Below are 24749 nucleotides of genomic sequence, written 5' to 3'. Positions count from 1 at the left end.
AGAATGGCGGTGCGGATGGTGCCGTGGTGCCGATTGCTGATCAGGCGAACGCGATGTTGTACAGACCGCCGGCGAGCGCGGCGCCCGCGAGGGGGCCGAGGACCGGGATCCAGGAGTAGCTCCAGTCCGAGCCGCCCTTGTTGGGCAGGGGCAGCAGGGAGTGGACGATGCGCGGGCCGAGGTCGCGCACCGGGTTGATGGCGTAGCCGGTCGGGCCGCCGAGCGAGAGGCCGATGCCGACCACCACGAGCGAGGTGATCAGGACGCCGATGACGCCGAGGCCCTTGCCGTCGTCCTGCAGGCCCTGGGTCAGGATGGCCAGGACCAGGACGGCCGTGCCGATGATCTCGGTCGTCAGGTTCTGGACGACGTTGCGGATCTCGGGGCCCGTGGCGAAGATCCCGAGCACCGGGCCGGCCACGTCGTGCGGGTGCGGGTCCTCGGGACCGAGCTTGGCGTCGCGGATGTGCTCCGGGTCGGACAGGTGCGCCCGGAACTGGCCGTAGTAGGCGAGCCACATCAGGACCGCGCCGATCATGGCGCCGAGCAGCTGGCCGGCGAAGTAGACCGGTACGTCGCCCCAGGCGCCTTCCTTGATCGCGATGCCGACGGTGACCGCCGGGTTGAGGTGCGCACCGGAGAGCGGCGCGGAGACGTAGGCGGCGATCAAGACGGCGAAACCCCAGCCGAAGGTGATCGCGAGCCAGCCGGCGCCCCGGGCCTTGGAGCTCTTGAGCGTCAGGGCGGCGCACACGCCGCCACCGAGCAAGGTGAGCAGGGCGGTACCGATGGTCTCGCCGATGAAGATGTCGGAGCTGGACACCCGCGACTCCTTTGTCGTTCAGGGGTGGTGGCCGCCGGGTCCCTCCGGCGGTCCACGCACTCGGTGAGTGCTGCACCGGTCCTTGGCCTTGCCACACCCTAACGCGTATTGCCGGTAGGTGTTCGGCAATGCCGACCGATGAACGGCAGTTTTCCGCCCAGGTGAAGCGGGCGTCAAGGGTTGACCAGGCCAATGAGCCGGATTGTTACCGGTCGGTGTGATCGAACAAATCGCGCCAATAAGTGATCATCAAACGCCAAAAACCACCCAAATGCCACTTTGGCGTGGCTCTTGGGTGGTCAAGGCAGAGTGATGGGCGTCAGGCCAAGGTCAGAACCGGCCCGCCCCGAGATCGCGCGAAACCGCCCGCGCGCAGTCCCGTACGGACGCCACCAGGGTAGCCCGCGGCTCCCCGGACTCCCCGCACACCCGCTCCACGGCGCCCGCGACGGCCACCGCGCCGACCGGCATCCTGCGCCGGTCGTGGATGGGCGCCGCGATCGAGGCGATCCCCTCCCAGGTCTCCTCGACATCGTCCGCCCAGCCCCGGGCCCGGATCAGACCCAGCACCTCCTCGAAGGCGGCGCCGTCGGTGACCGTGCGGGGGGTGAAGGCCTCCCGCTCCACCTCCATGACCTGCGTGTGCGCCACCGGGTCGTACGCGGACAGCACCTTGCCCAGGGCCGTGGAGTGCAGCGGCTGCATGGCGCCCACCTCCAGCACCTGACGGCTGTCGTCGGGCCGGAACACGTGGTGCATGATCAGCACCCCGCTCTTGTGCAGCACCCCCACGTACACGCTCTCCCCGCTCGCGCGGGCCAGATCGTCCGTCCACACCAGGGCGCGCGCCCGCAGCTCGTGGACGTCCAGATAGCTGTTTCCCAGGCGCAGCAGCTCCGCGCCGAGCTGGTAGCGGCCCGAAGCCGGGTCCTGCTCCACGAACCCCTCGGCCTGCAGCGTGCGCAGGATCCCGTGCGCCGTGCCCTTGGCCAGGCCGAGGGAGGAGGCCACGTCCGAGAGCCCCAGCCGGCGCTCGCCGCCCGCCAGGAGCCGCAGCATCGCAGCGGCTCGTTCGAGCGACTGGATGTTCCGTGCCATCGCGCAGCCTCCTGCTGACGTAGTTCGACAATGCTGAACACTATCGGTCGATGCCGACTTCGTGCATGGCGAGGGCGAGTCTCCGCAGCCGAGTCGTCCAAGACACCCCGGCCGAAAGCCGCCACCCCCGGGCACAGAATGCAGTCCGCAACGTGGGACGCCCTCACCGGGGCCGGGTCGGCACCGTTACCCTGGCCGCGTGCACCCTTGACACAGAGGGGGTGTAAAGCCGACAGCCGTCGCATCCCAGGGAGCTCAACCATGGCCTCGTTGTCGAACCAGCCCGCTGACACACAGACCCGGGCCGATGCCCTCCGCCAGGCACTGGCGACCCGCGTGGTCGTCGCGGACGGAGCCATGGGGACGATGCTCCAGGCGCAGGACCCCACGATGGAAGACTTCGAGCAGCTCGAGGGCTGTAACGAGATCCTCAACGTGACGCGTCCCGACATCGTGGCCAACGTGCACCGCGAGTATTTCGAGGCGGGTGTGGACTGCGTCGAGACGAATACGTTCGGCACGAACTACGCCGCCCTCGCCGAGTACGACATCGCGGACCGCAACCACGAGCTGTCGCTCGCCGGCGCCCGCATCGCCCGTGAGGTCGCCGACGAGTTCACCGCTTCCACCGGGCAGCAGCGCTGGGTCCTCGGCTCGATGGGCCCCGGCACCAAGCTGCCGACCCTGGGCCACATCGGCTACGGCACCATCCGCGACGCCTACCAGATCAACGCCGAAGGCCTGATCAGCGGCGGCGCCGACGCGCTTTTGGTGGAGACCACCCAGGACCTGCTGCAGACCAAGTCCTCGATCGTCGGTGCCCGCCGCGCGATGGAAGCCCTCGGCGTGTCCGTCCCGCTGATCTGCTCGGTGACGGTGGAAACCACCGGCACGATGCTGCTCGGCTCGGAGATCGGCGCCGCGCTGACCGCGCTGGAGCCCCTGGGCATCGACATGATCGGCCTGAACTGCGCGACCGGGCCCGCCGAGATGAGCGAGCACCTGCGCTACCTCGCACGCAACTCGCGTATCCCGCTGTCCTGCATGCCCAACGCGGGCCTGCCGGTCCTGGGCAAGAACGGCGCGCACTACCCGCTGTCCGCGGGCGAGCTGGCCGATGCGCAGGAGACTTTCGTCCGCGAGTACGGGCTCTCCCTGGTCGGTGGCTGCTGCGGCACCACCCCGGAGCACTTGCGTCAGGTCGTCGAGCGGGTCCGCGGCCTGAGCCCCGCCGCCCGCGAGCCCCGCCCCGAGCCCGGCGCGTCCTCCCTCTACCAGACGGTCCCGTTCCGCCAGGACATCTCCTACATGGCGATCGGCGAGCGCACCAACGCCAACGGGTCGAAGAAGTTCCGCGACGCGATGCTCGAAGCCCGCTGGGACGACTGTGTGGAGATGGTCCGCGACCAGATCCGCGAGGGCGCGCACATGCTCGACCTGTGCGTGGACTACGTCGGCCGTGACGGCGTCGCCGACATGCAGGAGCTCGCCGGACGCTTCGCGACCGCCTCCACCCTGCCGATCGTCCTGGACTCCACCGAGGTCCCCGTCCTGCAGGCCGGCCTGGAGAAGCTCGGCGGCCGCGCCGTGATCAACTCGGTGAACTACGAGGACGGTGACGGCCCCGAGTCCCGCTTCGCGAAGGTCACCCGCCTCGCCCGGGAGCACGGTGCCGCGCTGATCGCGCTGACCATCGACGAGGAGGGCCAGGCCCGTACCGTCGAGCACAAGGTCGCCATCGCCGAGCGGCTCATCGACGATCTGACCGGGAACTGGGGGATCCTCGAGTCGGACATCCTCATCGACACGCTCACTTTCACGATCTGCACCGGCCAGGAGGAGTCCCGGAAGGATGGCATCGCGACGATCGAGTCGATCCGCGAGCTCAAGCGCCGCCACCCCGACGTCCAGACCACCCTGGGCCTCTCCAACATCTCCTTCGGCCTCAACCCGGCCGCCCGCGTCCTTTTGAACTCCGTGTTCCTCGACGAGTGCGTCAAGGCCGGCCTCGACTCCGCGATCGTCCACGCCTCGAAGATCCTGCCCATCGCCCGGTTCGACGACGAGCAGGTCGGCACTGCGCTGGACCTGATCTACGACCGGCGTGCCGAGGGCTACGACCCGCTGCAGAAGCTGATGGCCCTCTTCGAGGGCGTCAACACCAAGTCGATGAAGGCCGGCCGCGCCGAGGAACTCCTCGCCCTGCCGCTGGACGAGCGCCTGCAGCGCCGCATCATCGACGGCGAGAAGAACGGTCTGGACGCCGACCTCGACGAGGCACTCCAGACCCGCCCCGCCCTCGACATCGTCAACGACACCCTCCTGGAGGGCATGAAGGTCGTCGGTGAACTGTTCGGCTCCGGGCAGATGCAGCTGCCCTTCGTGCTCCAGTCCGCCGAGGTCATGAAGACCGCGGTGGCCCACCTGGAACCCCACATGGAGAAGAGCGACGACGAGGGCAAGGGCACCATCGTGCTCGCCACCGTCCGCGGCGACGTCCACGACATCGGCAAGAACCTCGTCGACATCATCTTGACCAACAACGGCTACAACGTCGTCAACATCGGCATCAAGCAGCCGGTCTCCGCGATCCTCGAAGCCGCGCAGGAACACAGGGCCGACGTCATCGGCATGTCGGGCCTGCTGGTGAAGTCCACGGTGATCATGAAGGAGAACCTGGAGGAGCTCAACCAGCGCAAGCTGGCAGCCGACTACCCCGTCATCCTCGGCGGCGCCGCCCTGACCCGCGCCTACGTGGAACAGGACCTCCACGAAATCTACGAGGGCGAGGTCCGCTACGCCCGCGACGCCTTCGAGGGCCTGCGCCTCATGGACGCCCTCATCGCCGTCAAGCGCGGAGTCCCCGGCGCCTCCCTCCCCGAACTCAAGCAGCGCCGCGTCGCCAAGCGCGCCACCCCGGCCCTCATCGAGGAGACCGAAGAGCCCGGTGGCCGCTCCGACACCTCCACCGACAACCCGGTCCCCACCCCGCCGTTCTGGGGCACCCGCGTCGTCAAGGGCATCCCGCTCAAGGACTACGCCTCCTGGCTCGACGAAGGCGCCCTCTTCAAGGGCCAGTGGGGCCTCAAGCAGGCCCGCGCCGGCGGAGCGACCTACGAGGAGCTCGTCGAGAGCGAGGGCCGCCCCCGCCTGCGCGGCCTCCTCGACAAGCTCCACACCGAGAACCTCCTCGAAGCCGCCGTCGTCTACGGCTACTTCCCCTGCGTCTCCAAGGGCGAGGACCTGATCATCCTCGACGACGCCGGCAACGAGCGGACCCGCTTCACCTTCCCGCGCCAGCGCCGCGGCCGCCGCCTGTGCCTCGCCGACTTCTTCCGCCCCGAAGAGTCAGGCGAAACCGACGTCGTCGGCCTCCAGGTCGTCACCGTCGGCTCCAAGATCGGCGAAGCCACCGCCAAACTCTTCGAGTCCGACTCCTACCGCGACTACCTCGAGCTCCACGGCCTCTCCGTCCAGCTCGCCGAGGCCATGGCTGAGTACTGGCACGCCCGCGTCCGCGCCGAGCTCGGCTTCGGCGGCGAGGACCCCGCCCAGGTCGAGGACATGTTCGACCTGAAGTACCGCGGCGCCCGCTTCTCCCTCGGCTACGGAGCCTGCCCCGACCTTGAGGACCGCGCCAAGATCGCCGACCTCCTCCAGCCCGAACGCATCGGCGTCCACCTCTCCGAGGAATTCCAGCTCCACCCCGAACAGTCCACCGACGCCATCGTCATCCACCACCCCGAAGCCAAGTACTTCAACGCACGCTGAGACGTAATTCAACGCACGCCGCCACGGACCGGCGTACACTAGTCGGTCCCATACAGGCCGGTCACCTGTTCCCCCGGGCACGCCCCCGGAGGTGAGGTGACCGGCCTTCTCGTCCCCAACGGACCCCCGGAAAGGTGCGCGCATGACGAGCACAGTCCCCGCCCCCGTCGCCCGTACGGCCGACGGACACGCCCTGCAGGCGGTGCTGCTCGACATGGACGGCACCCTCGTCGACACCGAGGGGTTCTGGTGGGAGATCGAAGTCGGCGTCTTCGGCGAACTCGGCCACCGCCTCGAAGAATCCTGGCGGGACATCGTCGTCGGCGGCCCCATGACCCGCAGCGCCGGCTTCCTCATCGAATCCACCGGCGCCGACATCGGCCTCGCCGAGCTCACCGTCCTGCTCAACGAGCGCTTCGAAGCCCGCATCGCCGACCGCGTCCCCCTCATGCCCGGCGCCGAACGCCTCCTGAGCGAACTGGCCCGGCACAACGTCCCCACCGCCCTGGTCTCCGCCTCCCACCGGCGCGTCATCGACCAGGTCCTGCTCACCCTCGGCCGCGACCGCTTCACCATGACCGTCGCCGGCGACGAGGTCCCGCGCACCAAGCCACACCCCGACCCCTACCTCCTCGCCGCCCACACCCTCGGCGCCCACCCCTCCCGCTGCGCCGTCATCGAGGACACCGCCACCGGCGTCGCCGCCGCCGAAGCCGCCGGCTGCCGGGTCGTCGCCATCCCCTCCGTGGGCCGGATCGCACCCGCCCCGGGCCGCACCATCGTCGGCTCCCTCGAAGACGTCGACCTGCCCTTCCTGCGCTCCCTCATCACTCCGCTGAACTGACCGGGCACGCTCCGTACCGGACGATCCGCCCCAGGACCAAGCTCCCGCGGGCGGATCTCCCGCGCCCTTCCCCGGAGGCCGAAATTCCATCCCTCCCGGGGCAGTTGCCCCAGGTGACCTTTGTCACCCGCAAAGCCCCCTTCGCACCACTGCGCCCCCTCCCGCACCACCCCTTGTGTCCCCATTGATCAGCACCTGACCGAATCTGCGCACGGCCCCGCGCACACCCCCGGTCAACTCCCGCAACGGAGCGACAACACCCCCGCTCCACACGGTTCAAGCCACCCCTCCGCAGGCCACTAATGTCGATCCGGGCACTGCGCCGCACCTCAGCCGTCCCGGACACACACCCCTGTTCCGGAACCGCGTGGACCGATCGTCACAACACCGGCCCGATCGTTCCGCCCAGAACGGGCGACCGTCGCGATGCCCTCAACGCCAGCTTTGAACAAGTGCCGGGTCGAGGGAGTACTTCCAGCATGAACCGCAAGACCATGGCGCTGACGGCAGCCGCCGGACTGCTCACCCCCGCGCTGACCGCCTGCGGCAGCACCAGCGGCGCAGGAGCGGGATCCGGAGCGATCGTCGTCGGCACCACCGACCGGTTCGAGGCAGCCGAATACGCCCCCGCCCCGCTCGACCCCGCCTACGCCTACGACGCCGGCACCTGGAACATCCTCCGCCAGACCGTCCAGACGCTGATGCACACCCCGCGCGGCGGCGGCAAGCCCGTCCCCGAAGCAGCCTCCGACTGCCGCTTCACCGACACCGGCAACGAGAGCTACCGCTGCATCCTGCGCCCCGGCCTCACCTTCGCCGGCGGAGACCCGCTCACGGCCCAGGACGTCAAGTTCTCCATCGAGCGCGTCCTCGCCATCAAGGACGAGAACGGCCCCTCCTCGCTGCTCTCCACCATCGACACCGTCGAAACCAAGGGCGCCGACACCATCGTCTTCCACCTGAAGACCGCCGACGCCACCTTCCCGTACAAACTCTCCACCCCCGCCGCCGGCATCGTCAGCTCCAAGAAGTACGACGCCAAGAAGCTCCGCGCGGGCTTCGCCGTCGACGGCTCCGGCCCCTACACGATGAAGGCCGAAGTCAAGGACAACCGCCTCGTCCGCGCCGTCTTCAGCAAGAACCCGAACTACCGCGGCGATCTGAAGATGCAGAACGACAAGGCCGAACTGCGCGCCTTCGACGACTCCGACGCCATGGGCAAGGCCCTGGAGCGCGGCACCGTCCACATGGTCTCCCGCACCCTGTCGCCCGCCCAGATCACCGAACTCTCCGCCAAGCCCCCCAAGGGCATCAAGCTCGTCCCCATGCCCGGCCTGGAGATCCGCTACCTCGGCTTCAACACCGAGGCCCCCGGAACCAAGGACAAGGCCGTACGCCAGGCCCTCGCCGCCGCCGTCGACCGCAATGCCCTCATCGCCAAGGTCTACGGCAAGTCCGCGCAGCCCCTGTACTCACTGGTCCCCACCAGCGTGAGCGGCCACGTCAACTCCTTCTTCAACAAGTACGGCGAAGCCAACACCGCCAAGGCCGCCGACCTCCTGAAGGCCGCCGGGATCAAAACCCCGGTCAAGCTGACGCTCAACTACACCAACGACCACTACGGCGACGGCACCGCGGCCGAGTTCGAAGCCCTCAAGACCCAGCTGAACTCCACCCAGCTCTTCGACATCACCGTCCAGGGAGCCGACTGGGCCGCCTTCAGGCCCGCCCAGAAGAAGGGCGAATACGCCGCCTACGGGCTCGGCTGGTTCCCCGACTACCCCGACGCCGACAACTTCCTCGCACCCTTCCTGGAGCAGGACAACTTCCTGGGCACGCCGTACGCCAACACCACGGTGCGCACCAAGCTCATCCCCGAATCGCGCCGAGCCGTCGACCGAGCCGCCGCCGGCCCGGCGATCGCGGAGATGCAGGACATCGTCGCCGAGGACGTACCCGTCCTGCCCCTGTGGCAGGGCAGGCAGTACGTCGCCGCCCGCGACGGCATCACCGGAGTGGAGTGGTCGGTCAACTCCATCGCCGACCTCCAGCTGTGGGAACTCGGCCGCGGCGTCAGCGGCTGACACCCCGACAGCCGGCCCCCCGGCACCAGGCCCCCGGGCCCAGGCCCCACCCCCCGACCCGCGACCACACCGCGGACCGGAACACGATCCAGACAGAACCAGACGAGCCAGTGAGACTGAGAAGGACGTTCGCGTGAAGACACGGAACCAGTGGTTGGCCGCCCCGCTCGGAGCGGCCACCGCCGCCGCGCTGCTGAGCGGTTGCGGTGCGACGGACGGCTCCAACGCCGGCAGCGGCAAGGGCGTCGTCATGGGCATATCCGACAAGGTGAAGGCCACCGACCCCGCCTCGGGCTACGACCCCGGCTCCTGGCTGCTCTTCAACAACGTCTTCCAGTCCCTGCTCAGCTTCCCCAAGGGCGCCACCACCCCCGAACCCGACGCCGCGCAGTCCTGCGGCTTCGAAGGCGGCGAGAGCAAGACCTACGTCTGCACCCTGCGCGGCGGCCTGAAGTTCAGCAACGGCAACAGCCTCACCGCCAAGGACGTCAAGTACTCCTTCGAGCGCACCCTCAAGATCAACGACGAGAACGGCCCCGCCGTCATGCTCGCGTCGATCGGCACCATCGACACCCCCGACGACAAGACCGTCGTCTTCCACCTCAAGTCCCCCGACGCGACCTTCCCCAGCAAGATCGCATCCGGCGCCGGCTCCATCGTCGACCACACCCAGTACCCCGCGGACAAGCTCCGCACCGACGGCAAGGCCTTCGGCTCCGGCGTCTACAAACTGGACTCCATCAACGACAAGAGCGCCGCCTTCTCCGTCAACGACAGCTACAGCGGCAAGGCCAAGCCGAAGAACAGCGGCGTCACCATGAAGTTCTTCAACGAGGACCAGGCCGCCCTCAAGAAGGTCCTCGAAAGCGGAGACGTCGACTTCGCCTTCCGCGGCCTCGCCGCCAAGGACATCGCCGGCCTCGCCTCCCAGACCGGCGACCAGAAGGTCGAAGTCGTCCAGGGCGCCGGCGCCGAAGTCGAACACCTCGTCTTCAACACGAACGACCCCGTCGCAGGAAAGCTCCCCGTCCGCAAGGCCATCGCCTACCTCGTGGACCGCGAAGCCCTCGTCAAGGAGGTCTACGACGGCACCGCCACCCCCCTCTACTCGATCGTCCCGGCCGGCATCGCCTCCCACACCACCGCCTTCTTCGACCGCTACGGCGGCACCCCCCAGCCCGAGAAGGCCAAGGCCGTCCTGCGCGCAGCCGGCATCAAGGACAAGGTGAAGCTCACCCTGTACTCGACGCCCAGCCGCTACGGCCCCTCGACCGACGAGGAATTCCGGCTCATCGCCAAGCAGCTCAACGACAGCGGCCTCTTCGAAGCCGACGTCAAATCCGTCGAGTTCGAGCAGTACGAGAAGGACATCCAGGAAGGCAAGTACGGCGTCTACGTCAAGGGCTGGGTCCCCGACTACCCCGACGCCGACAACTTCACGCAGCCCTTCTTCGGCCCCGACAACGTCCTGCACAACAACTACGACAACAAGGAGATCACCGGGACGATCATCCCGTCGACCTCCGCGAAGTCCGACCGCGGCTCCGCCAGCAACGACTACGCCCGCCTCCAGGACATCGTCGCCGACGAGATCCCGATCCTCCCGCTGTGGCAGGGCAAGCAGTACGCCGTCACCCGCCCGAACGTGACCGGCCTGCAGTGGTCCCTGGACGCCTCCACCGTCTTCCGCTTCTGGGAGATCAGCAAGGGCTGACCCACCCCCCTCCCCCCACGGCAACGGGCCCGCCTCCGCACCACGCGGAAGCGGGCCCGAACCCGTATGCACCCGTACCCGCTGCCCGTACCCCCGGGACAGCGACCCGAGCCGCCTACTGACCGGCCCCCGGACGCACCAGACCACTCTCGTACGCGTACACCGCCGCCTGCACCCGGTCCCGCAGACCCAGCTTCGTCAGCACATGACCCACATGCGTCTTCACCGTCGTCTCGCTCACGAACAGATCCGCCGCGATCTCCGCGTTCGACAACCCGCGCGCCACCAGCTTCAGCACCTCGACCTCACGCTCGGTCAACGAACCGATCATGTCCGGAACACGGTCCTCACCCGACGGCAGATGCCCCGCGTACTTGTCCAGCAGCCGCCGCGTGATGCTCGGCGCCAGCATCGCCTCGCCACCCGCCACCACCCGGATCGCCTGCACCAACTCCGCCGCCGGCGCATCCTTCAGCAAGAACCCACTGGCCCCCGCCCGCAGCGCCTCCACCACGTACTCGTCCAGATCGAACGTCGTCAGCACCAGCACCTTCGCCGGACCGTCCCGCCCCGGACCCGTGATCTGCCGCGTCGCCTCCACCCCGTCCATCCGCGGCATCCGGATGTCCATCAGCACCACATCGGGCTGCAACGCCCGCACCTGGTCCAACGCCTGCAGACCGTCCCCGGCCTCACCGACCACCGCCAAATCCTGCTCGGCCTCCAGAATCATCCGGAAACCGGTGCGCAGCAGCGGCTGATCGTCGACCAGCAGTACGCGGATCGCCACGGGGTCTACCTCGTATTCGTCGGACGGCAACGGAGAACCCCGCCCATTCTGCCCTGGCCCGAAGATCAGGATTCGCCCCGGCCCGCGGACGGCAGCGCCAGCGGATACACCGGGGGAGTCCCACCGAACTCCGGACACACCGCCTGATGATCACACCAGCCGCACAGCTTCGACTGCCGCGGCCGCCAGTCACCCGTCTCCGTCGCCTCCCGGATCGCCTCCCACAGCGCCAGCAGCTTGCGCTCCATCCGCTCCAGATCCTCGATCACCGGGTCGTACGTCACCACGTCCCCACTGCCCAGATACACGAGCTGCAGCCGCCGCGGCACCACCCGCTTCAGCCGCCACACCACCAACGCGTAGAACTTCATCTGGAACAGCGCACCCTCGGCATACTCCGGCCGCGGCGCCTTCCCCGTCTTGTAGTCGACGATCCGCACCTCACCCGTCGGCGCCACGTCCACCCGGTCGATGATCCCGCGCAGCCGAAGCCCCGACTCCAGCTCCGTCTCCACGAAGAACTCCCGCTCCACCGGCTCCAGCCGCGTCGGGTCCTCCAACGTGAACCACCGGTCCACCAACGCCTCGGCCTCCGTCAGCCAGCGCGCCAGCCCCGCCCCCTCGTCACCCCCCGGGAACAGCTCCAACAACTCCGGCTTCGACTCCACCAGCCGATCCCACTGCCCCGGAATCAACGCCTTCGCCCGCGGCGCCGTCCGCTCCGGCGCCGGATGATCGAAAAGCCGCTCCAGCACCGCGTGCACCAACGTCCCCCGCGTCGCCGCCGCACTCGGCTTCTCCGGCAACTTGTCGATCACCCGGAACCGGTACAACAACGGACACCGCATGAAATCACTCGCCCGCGAAGGCGACAGCGAAGAAGGCGCCACGGCCACGGCCACCGCCTGCGCGGGCACGGGACCGGGCACGGGACCGCTCACGGGACCGCTCACTGCATCGTCCGGACCGCTGCCGGGGCTCGTCGTCATAGACAAAACCCTACGACCCGCCACCGACAGCACGCGCATACCATCGACGCCGACCCCCCTCGCACTGCATGATCGGAGCATCACACCGCGCAACGGCGCACCCCGACACCACGGGAAAAAGACACCAGAACCACCGGCGCACCACCGCACCGGACAGCAGCGAACGAAGGACAACCGTGGCAGACACCGACGAAACCGGCGAGCGCGCGGGCCGGCGCTCAGGACCGGGCGGCGGACTCCTCATGGGCCGCCCCTTCGGCGTGCCCGTCTACGTCTCGCCCAGCTGGTTCCTCGTCGCCGCCCTCATCACCTGGGTCTTCGGCGACCAGCTCGACCGGATCCTCCCCGACCTCGGCACCCTGCGCTACCTCGTGGCACTCTTCTTCGCCGTCGCCTTCTACGCCTCGGTCCTCGTCCACGAACTCGCCCACACCATCGCCGCCCTCCGCTTCAAACTCCCCGTACGACGCATCCAGCTCCAATTCTTCGGCGGCGTCTCCGAAATCGAGAAGGAATCCGAAACCCCCGGCCGCGAATTCGTCCTCGCCTTCGTCGGCCCCCTCCTCTCCCTCCTCCTCGCCGGCGCCTTCTACCTCGGCATGAAAACCGTCGAACCCGCCAGCGTCCCCGGCGTCCTCCTCGCCGGCCTCATGATCTCCAACCTCCTCGTCGCCGCCTTCAACCTCCTCCCCGGCCTCCCCCTCGACGGCGGCCGCATGCTCCGCGCCGTCATCTGGGGCATCACCGGCAAACCCATGACCGGCACCATCGCCGCCGCCTGGGCCGGCCGCGCCCTCGCCGTCGCCGTCCTCCTCGGCCTGCCCCTCCTGAACTACACCGGGACCCTCGGCAACCCCACCGACGACATCGGCGGCATGGACACCGTCATGGACGCCCTGCTCGCCGCCATCCTCGCCGCCATCATCTGGACCGGCGCCGGCAACAGCCTCCGCGTCGCCCGCCTGCGCGAACACCTCCCGGAACTCCACGCCCGCAAACTCACCCGCCGTGCCATCCCCGTCGAGAACGCCACCCCCCTCTCCGAAGCCCTGCGCCGCGCCAACGAAGCCGGCGCCCGCGCCCTCGTCATCGTCGACGGACTCGGAGACCCCACCGGCATCGTCCGCGAGAGCGCCATCGCCTCCGTCCCCGAACACCGCCGCCCCTGGGTCGCCGCCGGCACCCTCGCCCAAGACCTCACCGACGGCATGAAGGTCTCAGCGGACCTCACCGGCGAAGAACTCCTCGACCACCTCCGCACCACCCCCGCCTCCGAATACCTCGTCCTCCAGCCCGACGGCGCGATCTACGGAGTCCTCTCCACCCTCGACGTCGAAAAGGCCTTCGTGAAGGCCATGGCGCGGCCCCAGTCCTGAAGCCAATACACTGGTCACATGTCCGAACCGACCGGTGCCGCCCGCCGACGCGGGCCCTTCGAGGTCGGGGACCAGGTACAGCTCACCGACCCCAAGGGCCGCCACTACACGTTCACGCTCGAAGCCGGGAAGAATTTCCACACCCACAAGGGTTCCTTCCCGCACGACGAGCTGATCGGCTCCCCCGAGGGAAGCGTTGTCCGTACCACGGGCAACGTCGCCTACCTCGCGCTGCGTCCCCTGCTCCCCGACTATGTCCTGTCCATGCCCCGCGGTGCCGCCGTGGTCTACCCCAAGGACGCAGGCCAGATCCTGGCCTTCGCCGACATCTTCCCCGGCGCCCGCGTCGTCGAAGCAGGCGTCGGCTCCGGCTCCCTGAGCAGCTTCCTGCTGCGCGCCATCGGCGACCAGGGCATGCTCCACAGCTACGAGCGCCGCGCCGACTTCGCCGAGATCGCCACGGCCAACGTCGAGCGCTACTTCGGCGGCCCGCACCCCGCGTGGCAGCTGACCGTCGGCGACCTCCAGGACAACCTGTCCGACACGGACGTCGACCGCGTCATCCTCGACATGCTCGCCCCCTGGGAATGCCTGGAGGCCGTCTCCAAGGCACTGGTCCCCGGCGGCATCCTCTGCTGCTACGTGGCCACCACCACCCAGCTCTCCCGGACCGTCGAATCCATCCGCGAGTTCGGCTGCTACGCCGAACCGCAGCCCTGGGAATCGATGATCCGCAACTGGCACGTCGAGGGCCTGGCCGTCCGCCCCGACCACCGGATGATCGGCCACACCGGCTTCCTCGTCACCGCCCGCCGCCTCGCGGACGGCGTCGAGCCGCCCATGCGCCGCCGCCGCCCCTCCAAGGGCGCCTACGGCGAGGACTACGACGGCCCCGGCCGGGGGCCCCTCCCAGCGGTAGCTGGGGGACAGTCCGCCGCCAAGACCGCCGACACGGCCGAGAGCGCGGAGACCGCCGACCGCGGCTGAGCCGACGAGGACCGGCCCGCCACCCGGCGGGCCGCCCCGCCCCACCAACAAACAGACGCTGTGGCGCAGTTCCCCCGAACATCCGGGAACTGCGCCACAGCGTCTTTTCGTTGCCCTACGGGCCGGCCCCCGCGCGAGCACCCCGGCCGGCCCGGACCCACCCGTTCCACCCCGATCTGAGGTGTGGCACGATGCTGGCTCCCCGTCACCCTTCGCACAGGAGACACCCCGCGTGCCGCACAGCCCCGCCGAGCCGGCGCCGAGCACTCCCACCCCGGCGCACTACCGGGCCCGGCCCGTCCACTGGCTCGCCACCGCCTCGGCCATGGCCGCCGTCATAGCCGGCGCCGGACTCCTGCAGCCCGACCGGGCCACCGGAGCCTCCGCGGACCCGGTACGACCCGCCGCTCCGACGAGCCCCACGAGCCCCGAGAACGGCCCCGAGGCGGCCGCTCCCGACGCGCACGCCGTCACGTACCCCCTGGACTGCAAGGGCGCCCCACAAGCCGTCACGGCCACCGCCGAAGGCGACCTCGACGGCGACGGCCGCCCCGAAACCGTCGCGGCCGTCCGCTGCGACGCCGGCTCCGGCACCCCGCCCCACGCGATCTACGTCCTCGCCCGGGACCCGGCGAAAACCGCGAACCCCCGCGTCGTCGCCACACTCCTCGAAGCCGCCCGCAAGCAGACCGCGACCGATCTCACCGTCCGCGACGGACTCGTCACCGCGAGCCTCCTCGGGTACTCCTCGCCCGAAGTGCCCCGCTACAGCCCCGACACCGAGCAGCTCGCCAAGTGGCGCTGGACCGGCGGAAAATTCCGCCAGGAGCTTACGGACTCGACCGCCACAGGTGTTTGAACCGTCACTCCGCGTCTGGACCGAAGACTTCCACCCTGTCCGAAACCCGCCTTACATGGATGCAATCCCCGGGACATTCCTTCGCGGAATCCACCACGTCCTGAAGCAGCACCAGCGGAACCGGAGTGGTCGCCCCCGCCTCCACGAGCAACTCGTCGGCAGGGCTCTTCACGTACGCCAGACCATCGATGTCCAGCTCGAACACCTCCGGCGCGTACTGCACGCAGATGCCGTCGCCAGTGCAGAGGTCCTGGTCGATCCAGACCTCGAGCGGCTCTCCGGCCATGCCGGACCCCCCCGCGGAAGCCTCCTGCTGCACGGTCATATCTCCTGCCGTTCCCTGCCTCGAGTGATCCATCCCGGTCAGATACTCGCGGCAAGTCGCACGAGCTCGGACGGGTGTTGAACAGTTCGACCTTACAACCGGCCGCTTCCCGAGTTTGATGGGTGGGTATTTCCTTGACGGGAGGGAGTACGCAAGGGTGAAGATCGGACACACCCCTACCGTCTTTGTGATCTAGGGGTTTCAATCACCACCAGCCCAGGTAGGGTCAGAAAGCGTCCAGCTCCCCTTGGAGGAGGTGAGGACCGTGGCAGCCCACGACGACGACATCAACCGCGGCATCCGGCCCGGGCGAGGGTCTGAGGACCCCGCCGGCCAGGTTGCCTATCTCGAGCAGGAAATCGCCGTCCTGCGACGTAAGCTCGCCGACTCTCCGCGACACACGAGGATTCTCGAAGAGCGGATCGTCGAGCTCCAGACAAACCTGGCAGGCGTCTCCGCACAGAACGAGCGGCTGGCGAACACCCTGCGCGAGGCCCGCGACCAGATCGTGGCCCTCAAGGAAGAAGTCGACCGGCTCGCACAGCCGCCGGCCGGCTTCGGAGTCTTCCTGCAATCCAACGAAGACGGAACCGTCGACATCTTCACCGGCGGCCGAAAGCTCCGAGTGAACGTGAGCCCCAGCGTCGAACCGGAAGACCTCCGGCGCGGCCAGGAGGTCATGCTCAACGAGGCCCTCAACGTGGTCGAGGCCATGGCGTACGAGCGGGCCGGGGACATCGTCACCCTCAAGGAAATCCTCGAGGACGGCGAGCGCGCCCTGGTGGTCGGGCACACCGACGAGGAAAGGGTGGTGAGGCTCGCCGAGCCGCTCCTGGACGTCACCATCCGCCCCGGCGACTCCCTGCTGCTCGAACCCCGCTCCGGCTACGTCTACGAGATCGTCCCCAAGAGCGAAGTCGAAGACCTCGTCCTCGAAGAGGTCCCGGACATCGACTACGACAAGATCGGCGGCCTGGGCGACCAGATCGAGCTGATCCGCGACGCCGTCGAGCTCCCCTACCTCTACCCCGACCTCTTCAAGGAACACGAACTGCGGCCCCCGAAGGGCATCCTGCTCTACGGCCCTCCCGGCTGTGGCAAGACGCTCATCGCCAAGGCCGTGGCCAACTCCCTTGCCAAGAAGGTCGCCGAGGTCACCGGCCAGCCCACCGGGAAGTCCTACTTCCTCAACATCAAGGGCCCCGAACTCCTCAACAAGTACGTCGGCGAGACCGAGCGGCACATCCGCCTCGTCTTCCAGCGTGCGAGGGAGAAGGCGAGCGAGGGCACCCCCGTCATCGTCTTCTTCGACGAGATGGAATCCCTCTTCCGCACCCGCGGATCCGGAGTCAGCTCGGACGTGGAGAACACCATCGTCCCCCAGCTGCTCGCCGAGATCGACGGCGTGGAAGGCCTGGAGAACGTCATCGTCATCGGCGCCTCCAACCGCGAGGACATGATCGACCCGGCCATCCTGCGCCCCGGCCGGCTCGACGTGAAGATCAAGATCGAGCGCCCCGGCGCCGAGGCCGCCAAGGACATCTTCGCCAAGTACCTCAAGGCCACCCTGCCCCTGCACACCGACGACCTCGGCGAGCACCAGGGCTCCACCGCCGAAACCGTCCACAGCATGATCCAGACCGTCGTCGAGCAGATGTACGCCGAAACCGAGGAAAACCGCTTCCTCGAGGTCACGTACGCCAACGGCGACAAGGAAGTCCTCTACTTCAAGGACTTCAACTCGGGCGCGATGATCCAGAACATCGTGGACCGTGCGAAGAAGATGGCCATCAAGGCCTTCCTCGAGCACAACCAGAAGGGCCTTCGCGTCGCCCATCTCCTCCAGGCTTGCGTGGACGAGTTCAAGGAGAACGAAGACCTGCCCAACACCACCAACCCCGACGACTGGGCCCGAATCTCCGGAAAGAAGGGCGAGCGGATCGTATTCATCCGAACCCTCGTCACCGGAAAGCAAGGCGCGGACACCGGACGCTCCATCGACACGGTGGCCAACACCGGTCAGTACCTCTGACAAAGCGGGCCGGCTGCGGGTGCCCGGCAAGGGCACCCGCAGCCGACTGCTTTACCGACTGCTCTTTTCAGCCGGTGACAGGGCAAAGTCAATGACTGAAATGATCTCCCCACCAGCGCGGAGTGGTTCTAGGCTCTTCCATACCGCAGGTCGCGCAGTGCGGGGACGGGCACCGCACACGACGCACCGGAGCACCAGCGGTACTTGAGCGCCGCTCCCGAACGGGAGCGCCGCCGGGCAAGGAGGGCCGCATGACCGTACGGCGAGTAATGGGGATCGAGACGGAGTACGGGATCTCCGTCCCGGGGCACCCGAACGCCAATGCCATGCTCACCTCGTCCCAGATCGTCAACGCCTACGCGGCGGCGATGCACCGGGCGCGACGCGCCCGCTGGGACTTCGAGGAAGAGAACCCGCTGCGGGACGCCCGCGGCTTCGACCTCGCCCGCGAGGCCGCCGACAACAGCCAGCTCACCGACGAGGACATCGGCCTCGCCAACGTCATCCTCACCAACGGCGCACGCCTCTACGTGGACCACGCACACCCCGAATACAGCTCCCCGGAGATCACCAACCCGCTCGACGCCGTCCTCTGGGACAAGGCCGGCGAGCGCATCATGGCCGAGGCCGCCGTCCGGGCCGCCCAGCTCCCCGGGGCCCAGCCCATCCACCTCTACAAGAACAACACCGACAACAAGGGCGCCTCCTACGGCACGCACGAGAACTACCTGATGAAGCGGGAAACCCCCTTCTCCGACATCGTGCGCCACCTCACCCCCTTCTTCGTCTCCCGCCTCGTCTTCACCGGCGCCGGCCGCGTCGGCATCGGCCAGGACGGCCGCGAACACGGCTTCCAGATCAGCCAGCGCGCCGACTACTTCGAAGTCGAGGTCGGCCTGGAGACCACCCTCAAGCGCCCCATCATCAACACGAGGGATGAGCCGCACTCGGACGCGGAGAAATACCGTCGCCTCCACGTGATCATCGGCGACGCCAACCTCTCCGAGATCTCCACCTACCTCAAGCTCGGCACCACCGCACTCGTCCTGTCCATGATCGAAGACGGCTACATCAACGTCGACCTCGCCGTGGACCAGCCCGTACGCACCCTCCACCAGGTCTCCCACGACCCCGACCTGCGCCACCTGATCACGCTGCGCAGTGGTCGGACACTGACCGCCATCCAACTCCAGATGGAGTACTACGAGCTGGCCAGGAAGTACGTGGAGGAGCGTTTCGGCTCCGACGCGGACGAGCAGACCAAGGATGTGCTGGCCCGCTGGGAGGACGTACTGGGCCGGCTGGAGACCGACCCGATGAGCCTGTCGGGAGAGCTCGACTGGATTGCGAAGCGGGAGATCCTGGAGGGCTACCGGCGCCGGGACGGCCTCGGCTGGGACGCCGCCCGGCTCCACCTGGTGGACCTGCAGTATGCGGACGTACGGCCCGAGAAGGGGCTGTACAACCGCCTGGTGGCCCGCGGAAAGATGAAGCGGCTGCTTGACGAGACGGCGGTGGAGCGGGCGCAGAGCAAGCCGCCGGAGGACACCCGGGCGTACTTCCGGGGGCGGTGCCTGGAGCAGTACGCGGACGACGTGGCGGCGGCCTCGTGGGACTCGGTGATCTTCGACCTGCCGGGCCACGACTCCCTCCAGCGCGTCCCGACCCTGGAACCCCTGCGGGGCACCCGTGCCCACGTGAAGGAGCTCCTGGACCGCTGCCGCACGGCGGAGGACCTGGTCCGGGTGCTCTCGGGACGGTAAGCCCTTTCCGGTACCCGGGGCGGGGGCTGAAAGGCCCCCGGCCCGGGAATCATGAAGACAGCCGGACGTTATGAAAGTACCGGGACGGATGTCGGGCCCTCCTTGTAGGGTCCGACGTAGAGTCTGATCTTGAGGGATCCCGAATTCGCGGGGTCTTTCACGTGAGCGTGCGAACCGAGCGGGGTGAGCTAGACATGGCGACCAAGGACACCGGCGGCGGACAGCAGAAGGCGCAGCGCTCGACCGAGGAGGTCGAGGAGGCGGCGGTCGAGGAGGCCACTGACCTGAAGGAACGTCAGGAAAAGCTCTCCGACGACGTCGACTCTGTACTTGACGAGATTGACGATGTACTCGAAGAGAACGCTGAGGATTTTGTTCGAAGCTTCGTTCAAAAGGGTGGTCAGTAGGGCATTTTTGCCTTCGAATCGAAGGTGATGTGCTGGGGTGGGGGTCATGTCTACGGGAACCAAGTGGTGTCGTGGTTGTGGCCGGGATCTCCCCAGGAGCGGGTTTGCCGCGGATCGCAATCGTGGGGACGGTCTCCAGCCCAGATGCCGTGACTGTGTGGCGGAGTACGGTGCCGAGCGTTACCGGCTCCGCCGCGCAGCTGAGGGCAAGAGTGTCCGGGAAAAGGTCGAAATCCAGGCTGGTTGGAAACGCTGCACGCCGTGCGGGGAGATTAAGCCGCACGGTGAATGGCATAAGAACGCGAGCGCGTCCGACGGGCTGGCCACTTGCTGCAAGGCATGCAAGGCGCAGCGCGGTCGGGCGGGGCACCTCAAGCGTTCATACGGCATGACCGAGGCGCAGCGCGACGAAATGATTGCAGCTCAAGGTGGGCTCTGCTGTATCTGTCTGAAGGCTCCGGCCGTACATGTGGATCACTGCCACCAGACGGGTAAGGTCCGAGGCGTACTGTGCTTCAACTGCAATACGGCCATCGGCAAGTTGGGTGACGATCCCGACGGCTCGTCGGGTCGTCTCATACTTGGAGGGACACGCGTGGAAGCCAACAATCGTGGCACAGGGCGTCTACCGGCAGCCTTCCTGACGCCGGGGTCGTCGTCCTTCATGGACTTCTTGGGCGCGCACCAGCCCGAGATGCTCCCGGGCAACCGGAAGCTGCCCGACGGGGTCATCGAGGCGCCGCACGGGACGACCATCGTGGCCGCCACCTTCCCCGGCGGGGTCGTGCTCGCCGGTGACCGGCGGGCGACCATGGGGAACATGATCGCGCAGCGGGACATCGAGAAGGTGTTCCCGGCGGACGAGTACTCCGCCGTCGGCATCGCCGGCACCGCCGGTCTGGCCGTGGAGATGGTGAAGCTGTTCCAGCTGGAGCTGGAGCACTTCGAGAAGGTGGAGGGGGCGACCCTGAGCCTTGAAGGTAAGGCGAACCGGCTCTCCACCATGATCCGGAGCAATCTCGGCATGGCGATGCAGGGGCTGGCCGTCGTGCCGCTCTTCGCGGGGTACGACGAGGCCAAGGAGAGGGGCCGGATCTTCTCCTACGACGTGACCGGCGGCCGCTCGGAGGAGCACGGCTACGCCGCGACCGGGTCCGGCTCGATCTTCGCGCGCGGCTCGATGAAGAAGCTGTACCACTCCAAGCTGACGGAGGAGGAGGCCACGACGCTCGTCGTGCAGGCGTTGTACGACGCCGCCGACGACGACTCGGCCACCGGCGGCCCGGACCTCTACCGCCACATTTACCCCATCGTCACCGTCATGACCGACGAGGGATTCCGCAGGCTGACCGACGAGGAGTCCTCGGAGCTGGCCCGCAAGATCACGAACCGTCGGCTGGAGCAGCCCGACGGTCCGCGCGCCGCCCTGCTCTGACCCTCTGACCTCCTCGTCGTCCAGAAGAAAGGGACGGAAAGCCGGTGTCGACTCCGTTCTATGTGTCACCCCAGCAGGCCATGGCCGACCGGGCGGAATACGCCCGCAAGGGCATCGCCCGCGGTCGGAGCCTTGTTGTGATCCAGTACGCCGACGGCATCGTGTTCGTCGGTGAGAACCCGTCCCGCGCGCTGCACAAGTTCAGCGAGATCTACGACCGGATCGGCTTCGCGGCCGCCGGCAAGTACAACGAGTACGAGAACCTGCGCATCGGCGGTGTGCGGTACGCCGATCTGCGTGGATACACCTACGACCGTGACGATGTGACGGCCCGTGGGCTGGCGAACGTCTACGCGCAGACGCTCGGCACGATCTTCTCGAGTGCGGGGGAGAAGCCGTACGAGGTGGAGCTGGTGGTGGCGGAGGTCGGTGCGACCGCTGCTAGTGACCAGATCTACCGGCTGCCGCACGACGGGTCGATCGTCGACGAGCACGGTTCGGTGGCGGTCGGCGGGAACGCCGAGCAGATCAGCACCTATCTGGATCAGCGGCACCAGGACGGGATGACCCTGTCCGAGGCGCTGAAGCTGGCGGTGCAGGCGCTGTCGAGCCAGGCGAACGGTACGGACAAGTCGATTCCGGCGGAGCGGCTGGAGGTGGCGGTGCTGGACCGTACGCGGGCCCAGCAGCGCAAGTTCAAGCGGATCCGCGGTCGGCAGCTGTCGCGGCTGCTGGAGGCGGACGTTCCGGCGGCCGCTCAGGCGGATGCCGTCTCGAACGACGAGGCTCCCGAAGAGGAAGCTGAGTAGAGCAAGCACGTAGTGCGTGTGAGCGCCCCTGGCCATCGGCCGGGGGCGCTTTCGCGTACCCGGGGGCTCAGGTGGTCGGGGCCGGCCCGGTGGAGTCGCGGACGACGAGGTGGACCGGGATGTCGACGGGGGTCCAGGGGGTGTCTTCGAGGACGGCGAGGAGGGCGGTCATGCCCTGTTCGCCGACGCGTTCGGCGGGGAGGTGGACGGTGGTGAGTTCCGGTTCGACGGCGGTGGCGAGGGCGAGGTCGTCGAAGCCGGTGACGGAGAGGTCCTCGGGGATGCGCAGGCCGAGGCGGCGGGCGGCTTTGCAGGCGCCGGCGGCGAGGACGTCGTCGTCGCAGACGACGGCGGTGGGGCGGCGGTCCGCGGGGGTGTCCAGGGCGGTCTCCATGGCCGTACGGGCGGCTTCCACGCTGAGGTGGGCCCGTACGGTGCGCAGCTCGGCGGGGGGTGGCAGGAGGGTGGCGAGGGCGTTGGCTCGGACGTCGAAGGTCCAGGAGTCGATGGCGGAGGCGAGGTGGAGGAAGCGGTGGTGGCCGTGGGTGAGGAGGTGTTCGGCGGTTTGGCGCATGCCGTCGGCGATGGCGAGGTTGACGTGGGCGTGGGCGGTGTCGGCGGTGGGGTCGCTGTCGAGCATGACGAGGGGGAGTCCGTCGCCGCCGAGGGCGTGGAGGGCGTCGGCGGCCATGGAGGAGGCGATGACTCCGTCGAGGGCGGCGCGGGCGGAGGCGAAGGGGTCGCGGGCGGGGCCGGTGCCGTCGGGGGAGGGGTAGAGGACGACGCCGAAGCCGTGTCGGGCGGCGATGCGGGCGGCGCCGGTGTAGACGCGGGCGAAGAATTCGTTGGTGAGGGCGGGGACGACGAGGAGGGCGGTGCGGGTGGAGCCGAGGCGGAGGTTGCGGGCGGCGAGGTTGGGGCGGTAGCCGAGTTCGGTGGCGGTGTGGCGGACGTGGTCGGCGGTGCGTTCGGAGACGCGGCCGCGCCATTTGTCGCCGAGGACGAGGGAGACGGTGGCCTGGGAGACTCCGGCGGCGGTGGCCACGTCGCGGCTGGTGGGTCTCGTCACACGGTGCTCCTGTAGTGCGAGGTCGCGGGGGGTGTGGGTGTCGGGTGGGTGGACCGTCCGACTGTGGTCATGGTACGTATGACCCGTCACGTTATACGTATTACTTGGTGGACTCCCGGCTGGTTCCGGGCGGAAGGGGGCGGACATGGCCGCGGGTTACGCGGAGCTGCTCAGGACCCGGCATGCCGCGAGGCTGCTGGTGGGCACGCTCGTAGGCCGGCTGCCGAACGGGACGGGGCCGATCGCGATCGTGCTGTTCACCCGGGCAGAGGGCGGCAGCTACAGCCTGGCGGGGGCCCTCGCCGCCGCGTACGGCGTGTCGAACGCGGTGGGGCAGCCGCTGCTGGGGCGGGCGGTGGACCTGTTCGGGCAGCCGCGGGTGCAGTTGCCGGCGGCGGTGGTGTCGGCGCTGGGCATGGTGTGGCTGGCGCTGGCCGGTACCGGGTCGGTGGCGGTGGCGTACGCGGCGGTGGTGGTCGCGGGGCTGTTCACGCCGCCGCTGGAGGGCGGGCTGCGGGCGCTGTGGCCGGGCGTGCTGGGTGGCAAGGAGGAGCGGGTCCATGCGGCGTACGCGATGGACGCGGTGGCCCAGGAGGTCATGTTCACGGTGGGGCCGCTGCTGGTGACCTTGTGCGTGGCGCTGTGGGATCCGGCGGTGGCGCTGCTGGTGCTCAACGGGATCGGGGTGCTGGGGGCGCTGTCGGTCGTGGTGTCGGAGCCTTCGCGTACGTGGCGTTCGGCGCCGCGGGAGGCGCACTGGCTGGGGGCGCTGCGGTCGCGGGGTCTGCTGGCGTTGCTGGGGGCGTTCTTCTTCGTGGGGACGGCTCTGGGTTCGATCACGGTGGCGGGCGTGGCGTACGCGGACGAGCACGGGGGTCAGGCGGTGTACGGCTGGCTGATGGCGGCGCTGGGTCTGGGCGCGCTGTTCGGTGGTGTGCTGTACGGGGCGCGGCAGTGGGCGGGGGCGCCGGAGCGGCGGCTCTGGGTGCTGCTGGCGTTGCTGGCGGTGTGTTATCTGCCGTTGATGCTGGTGCCGGGTGTGGTGGCGATGACGGGGTTCGCGGCGCTGGCGGGGGTGTTCCTGGCTCCGGCTCTGGCGTGTGCGTTCATCGTGGTGGACCGGCATGCTCCGGCGGGCACGGTGACGGAGGCGTTCTCGTGGCTGGTGACGTTCTTCGGGGTGGGTGCGGCGATCGGTACGGCGGCGGCGGGTCCTTCGGTGGAGGCGGGGGGTGTGGCGGCGGGTTTCGCGGTGGCGAGTGTGGCGGGGTTCGCGGCGCTGCTGGTGTTGACGGTCACTCAGCGGGTGCTGGCGCGTCCGGGTGCGAGCCGTGCGGTGGCGGGTTCGGTGCAGGCTTCGGCGCAGGGGTCGGTGGCCGGGCAGTCGGCGGCAGGTTCGGCGGGGCCGTTGGAGGGCTCTGCGGAGGCCTCTGTGACGGGGTCTTAGGCGGGTCCGTGGTCGGTCCGTGGTCGGTCGGTGGGCGGGTGCCGGGGCGGGTGCCGGGGTGGGCTCTCGGGAAAATGATCGAAACGGCGCCTGCGAACTCGGTTTCAGAACAGAGCAGAAGGCGTAA

19 protein-coding genes and 1 pseudogene are annotated in these 24749 nt (G+C 68.7%); 14 read left to right on the top strand and 6 right to left on the bottom strand.

Translation table 11 applies throughout. From position 1 onward, the window contains the following. Positions 1-40: 40 nt before the first annotated feature. On the bottom strand, positions 41-823 hold the full coding sequence (locus tag AC061S_RS24155) for an MIP/aquaporin family protein (RefSeq protein WP_478688003.1): 783 nt from the start codon (positions 821-823) through the stop codon (positions 41-43). Between the two features lie 330 nt (positions 824-1153). Then, a complete protein-coding gene (locus AC061S_RS24150) occupies positions 1154-1921 on the bottom strand; it encodes an IclR family transcriptional regulator (protein ID WP_478688002.1) in 768 nt (255 codons plus the stop codon). Between the two features lie 261 nt (positions 1922-2182). Here AC061S_RS24150 and metH point away from each other — a divergent pair, with 261 nt between their 5' ends. The 4 genes from metH to AC061S_RS24130 all read left to right on the top strand — a co-directional run bounded on the left by metH (position 2183) and on the right by AC061S_RS24130 (position 10334). Then, positions 2183-5692: a methionine synthase gene (gene metH / locus AC061S_RS24145; RefSeq protein ID WP_478688001.1), complete on the top strand. Its 3510-nt coding sequence runs from the start codon at positions 2183-2185 to the stop codon at positions 5690-5692. A 142-nt stretch (positions 5693-5834) separates the two neighbouring features. Continuing rightward, on the top strand, positions 5835-6536 hold the full coding sequence (locus AC061S_RS24140; RefSeq protein ID WP_478688000.1) for an HAD family hydrolase: 702 nt from the start codon (positions 5835-5837) through the stop codon (positions 6534-6536). Positions 6537-7015: 479 nt separating this feature from the next. Next, positions 7016-8620: an ABC transporter substrate-binding protein gene (locus AC061S_RS24135; RefSeq protein ID WP_478687999.1), complete on the top strand. Its 1605-nt coding sequence runs from the start codon at positions 7016-7018 to the stop codon at positions 8618-8620. A 133-nt stretch (positions 8621-8753) separates the two neighbouring features. Then, positions 8754-10334 (top strand): ABC transporter substrate-binding protein, encoded by a 1581-nt coding sequence (locus AC061S_RS24130; RefSeq protein WP_478687998.1) that lies wholly within the window; start codon positions 8754-8756, stop codon positions 10332-10334. A gap of 115 nt (positions 10335-10449) precedes the next feature. On the opposite strand, the gene AC061S_RS24125 is transcribed toward AC061S_RS24130, so the two are convergent. Both AC061S_RS24125 and AC061S_RS24120 read right to left on the bottom strand, forming a co-directional pair. Next, positions 10450-11124 (bottom strand): response regulator, encoded by a 675-nt coding sequence (locus AC061S_RS24125; RefSeq protein WP_478687997.1) that lies wholly within the window; start codon positions 11122-11124, stop codon positions 10450-10452. A 65-nt stretch (positions 11125-11189) separates the two neighbouring features. Further along, positions 11190-12113, bottom strand: coding sequence for a RecB family exonuclease (locus tag AC061S_RS24120; RefSeq protein ID WP_478687996.1), 924 nt, complete (start codon positions 12111-12113; stop codon positions 11190-11192). Between the two features lie 176 nt (positions 12114-12289). Here AC061S_RS24120 and AC061S_RS24115 point away from each other — a divergent pair, with 176 nt between their 5' ends. From AC061S_RS24115 to AC061S_RS24105, 3 genes are all read left to right on the top strand, one after another. After that, on the top strand, positions 12290-13489 hold the full coding sequence (locus AC061S_RS24115; protein ID WP_478687995.1) for a site-2 protease family protein: 1200 nt from the start codon (positions 12290-12292) through the stop codon (positions 13487-13489). 18 nt (positions 13490-13507) lie between these two features. Continuing rightward, complete coding sequence (locus AC061S_RS24110; protein WP_478687994.1) at positions 13508-14476, top strand: tRNA (adenine-N1)-methyltransferase; 969 nt, start codon at positions 13508-13510, stop codon at positions 14474-14476. A 232-nt stretch (positions 14477-14708) separates the two neighbouring features. After that, positions 14709-15335 carry a hypothetical protein gene (locus tag AC061S_RS24105; RefSeq protein ID WP_478687993.1) on the top strand — a complete coding sequence of 209 codons (627 nt, stop codon included), beginning with the start codon at positions 14709-14711 and terminating at the stop codon, positions 15333-15335. A 4-nt stretch (positions 15336-15339) separates the two neighbouring features. Here AC061S_RS24105 and AC061S_RS24100 read toward each other — a convergent pair whose 3' ends face one another. Then, positions 15340-15660, bottom strand: coding sequence for a ferredoxin (locus AC061S_RS24100; protein ID WP_478687992.1), 321 nt, complete (start codon positions 15658-15660; stop codon positions 15340-15342). A 265-nt stretch (positions 15661-15925) separates the two neighbouring features. Here AC061S_RS24100 and arc point away from each other — a divergent pair, with 265 nt between their 5' ends. The 6 genes and pseudogenes from arc (at position 15926) to prcA (ending at position 22106) form a co-directional block, all read left to right on the top strand. After that, complete coding sequence (gene arc, locus AC061S_RS24095) at positions 15926-17692, top strand: proteasome ATPase (protein WP_243334020.1); 1767 nt, start codon at positions 15926-15928, stop codon at positions 17690-17692. A gap of 251 nt (positions 17693-17943) precedes the next feature. Beyond that, a complete protein-coding gene (gene dop / locus AC061S_RS24090) occupies positions 17944-19455 on the top strand; it encodes a depupylase/deamidase Dop (RefSeq protein ID WP_478687991.1) in 1512 nt (503 codons plus the stop codon). A gap of 194 nt (positions 19456-19649) precedes the next feature. Further along, a complete protein-coding gene (locus tag AC061S_RS24085; protein WP_478687990.1) occupies positions 19650-19862 on the top strand; it encodes a ubiquitin-like protein Pup in 213 nt (70 codons plus the stop codon). 46 nt (positions 19863-19908) lie between these two features. Next, a pseudogene (locus tag AC061S_RS24080) lies at positions 19909-20361 on the top strand (endonuclease domain-containing protein); the annotation flags it as partial. 96 nt (positions 20362-20457) lie between these two features. After that, positions 20458-21297, top strand: a complete 840-nt coding sequence (gene prcB / locus AC061S_RS24075) for a proteasome subunit beta (protein WP_478688046.1) — start codon at positions 20458-20460, stop codon at positions 21295-21297. A 44-nt stretch (positions 21298-21341) separates the two neighbouring features. Then, positions 21342-22106 carry a proteasome subunit alpha gene (gene prcA / locus AC061S_RS24070; protein WP_450908394.1) on the top strand — a complete coding sequence of 255 codons (765 nt, stop codon included), beginning with the start codon at positions 21342-21344 and terminating at the stop codon, positions 22104-22106. Between the two features lie 67 nt (positions 22107-22173). On the opposite strand, the gene AC061S_RS24065 is transcribed toward prcA, so the two are convergent. Continuing rightward, complete coding sequence (locus AC061S_RS24065) at positions 22174-23175, bottom strand: LacI family DNA-binding transcriptional regulator (RefSeq protein ID WP_478687989.1); 1002 nt, start codon at positions 23173-23175, stop codon at positions 22174-22176. 145 nt (positions 23176-23320) lie between these two features. Between AC061S_RS24065 and AC061S_RS24060 the strand changes: the two genes are divergently transcribed. Next, the gene (locus AC061S_RS24060; RefSeq protein WP_478687988.1) at positions 23321-24622 is read left to right on the top strand and encodes an MFS transporter; all 1302 of its coding nucleotides are present in this window, start codon (positions 23321-23323) and stop codon (positions 24620-24622) included. Positions 24623-24749: the final 127 nt, after the last annotated feature.

Source organism: Streptomyces sp. CA189 (assembly GCF_056428985.1).
The sequence above is the reverse complement of the archived record's forward strand: the minus strand, read 5'-3'. Positions and strand labels throughout refer to the sequence as shown.

What these genes read in the sequence shown, in the direction of transcription:
- AC061S_RS24150 (WP_478688002.1), bottom strand. Translation starts at nt 1,921, where the DNA reads ATGGCACGGAACATCCAGTCGCTCGAACGAGCCGCTGCGATGCTGCGG.
- metH (WP_478688001.1), top strand. Translation starts at nt 2,183, where the DNA reads ATGGCCTCGTTGTCGAACCAGCCCGCTGACACACAGACCCGGGCCGAT.
- AC061S_RS24140 (WP_478688000.1), top strand. Translation starts at nt 5,835, where the DNA reads ATGACGAGCACAGTCCCCGCCCCCGTCGCCCGTACGGCCGACGGACAC.
- AC061S_RS24135 (WP_478687999.1), top strand. Translation starts at nt 7,016, where the DNA reads ATGAACCGCAAGACCATGGCGCTGACGGCAGCCGCCGGACTGCTCACC.
- AC061S_RS24120 (WP_478687996.1), bottom strand. Translation starts at nt 12,113, where the DNA reads ATGACGACGAGCCCCGGCAGCGGTCCGGACGATGCAGTGAGCGGTCCC.
- AC061S_RS24110 (WP_478687994.1), top strand. Translation starts at nt 13,508, where the DNA reads ATGTCCGAACCGACCGGTGCCGCCCGCCGACGCGGGCCCTTCGAGGTC.
- AC061S_RS24100 (WP_478687992.1), bottom strand. Translation starts at nt 15,660, where the DNA reads ATGACCGTGCAGCAGGAGGCTTCCGCGGGGGGGTCCGGCATGGCCGGA.
- dop (WP_478687991.1), top strand. Translation starts at nt 17,944, where the DNA reads ATGACCGTACGGCGAGTAATGGGGATCGAGACGGAGTACGGGATCTCC.
- AC061S_RS24085 (WP_478687990.1), top strand. Translation starts at nt 19,650, where the DNA reads ATGGCGACCAAGGACACCGGCGGCGGACAGCAGAAGGCGCAGCGCTCG.
- AC061S_RS24060 (WP_478687988.1), top strand. Translation starts at nt 23,321, where the DNA reads ATGGCCGCGGGTTACGCGGAGCTGCTCAGGACCCGGCATGCCGCGAGG.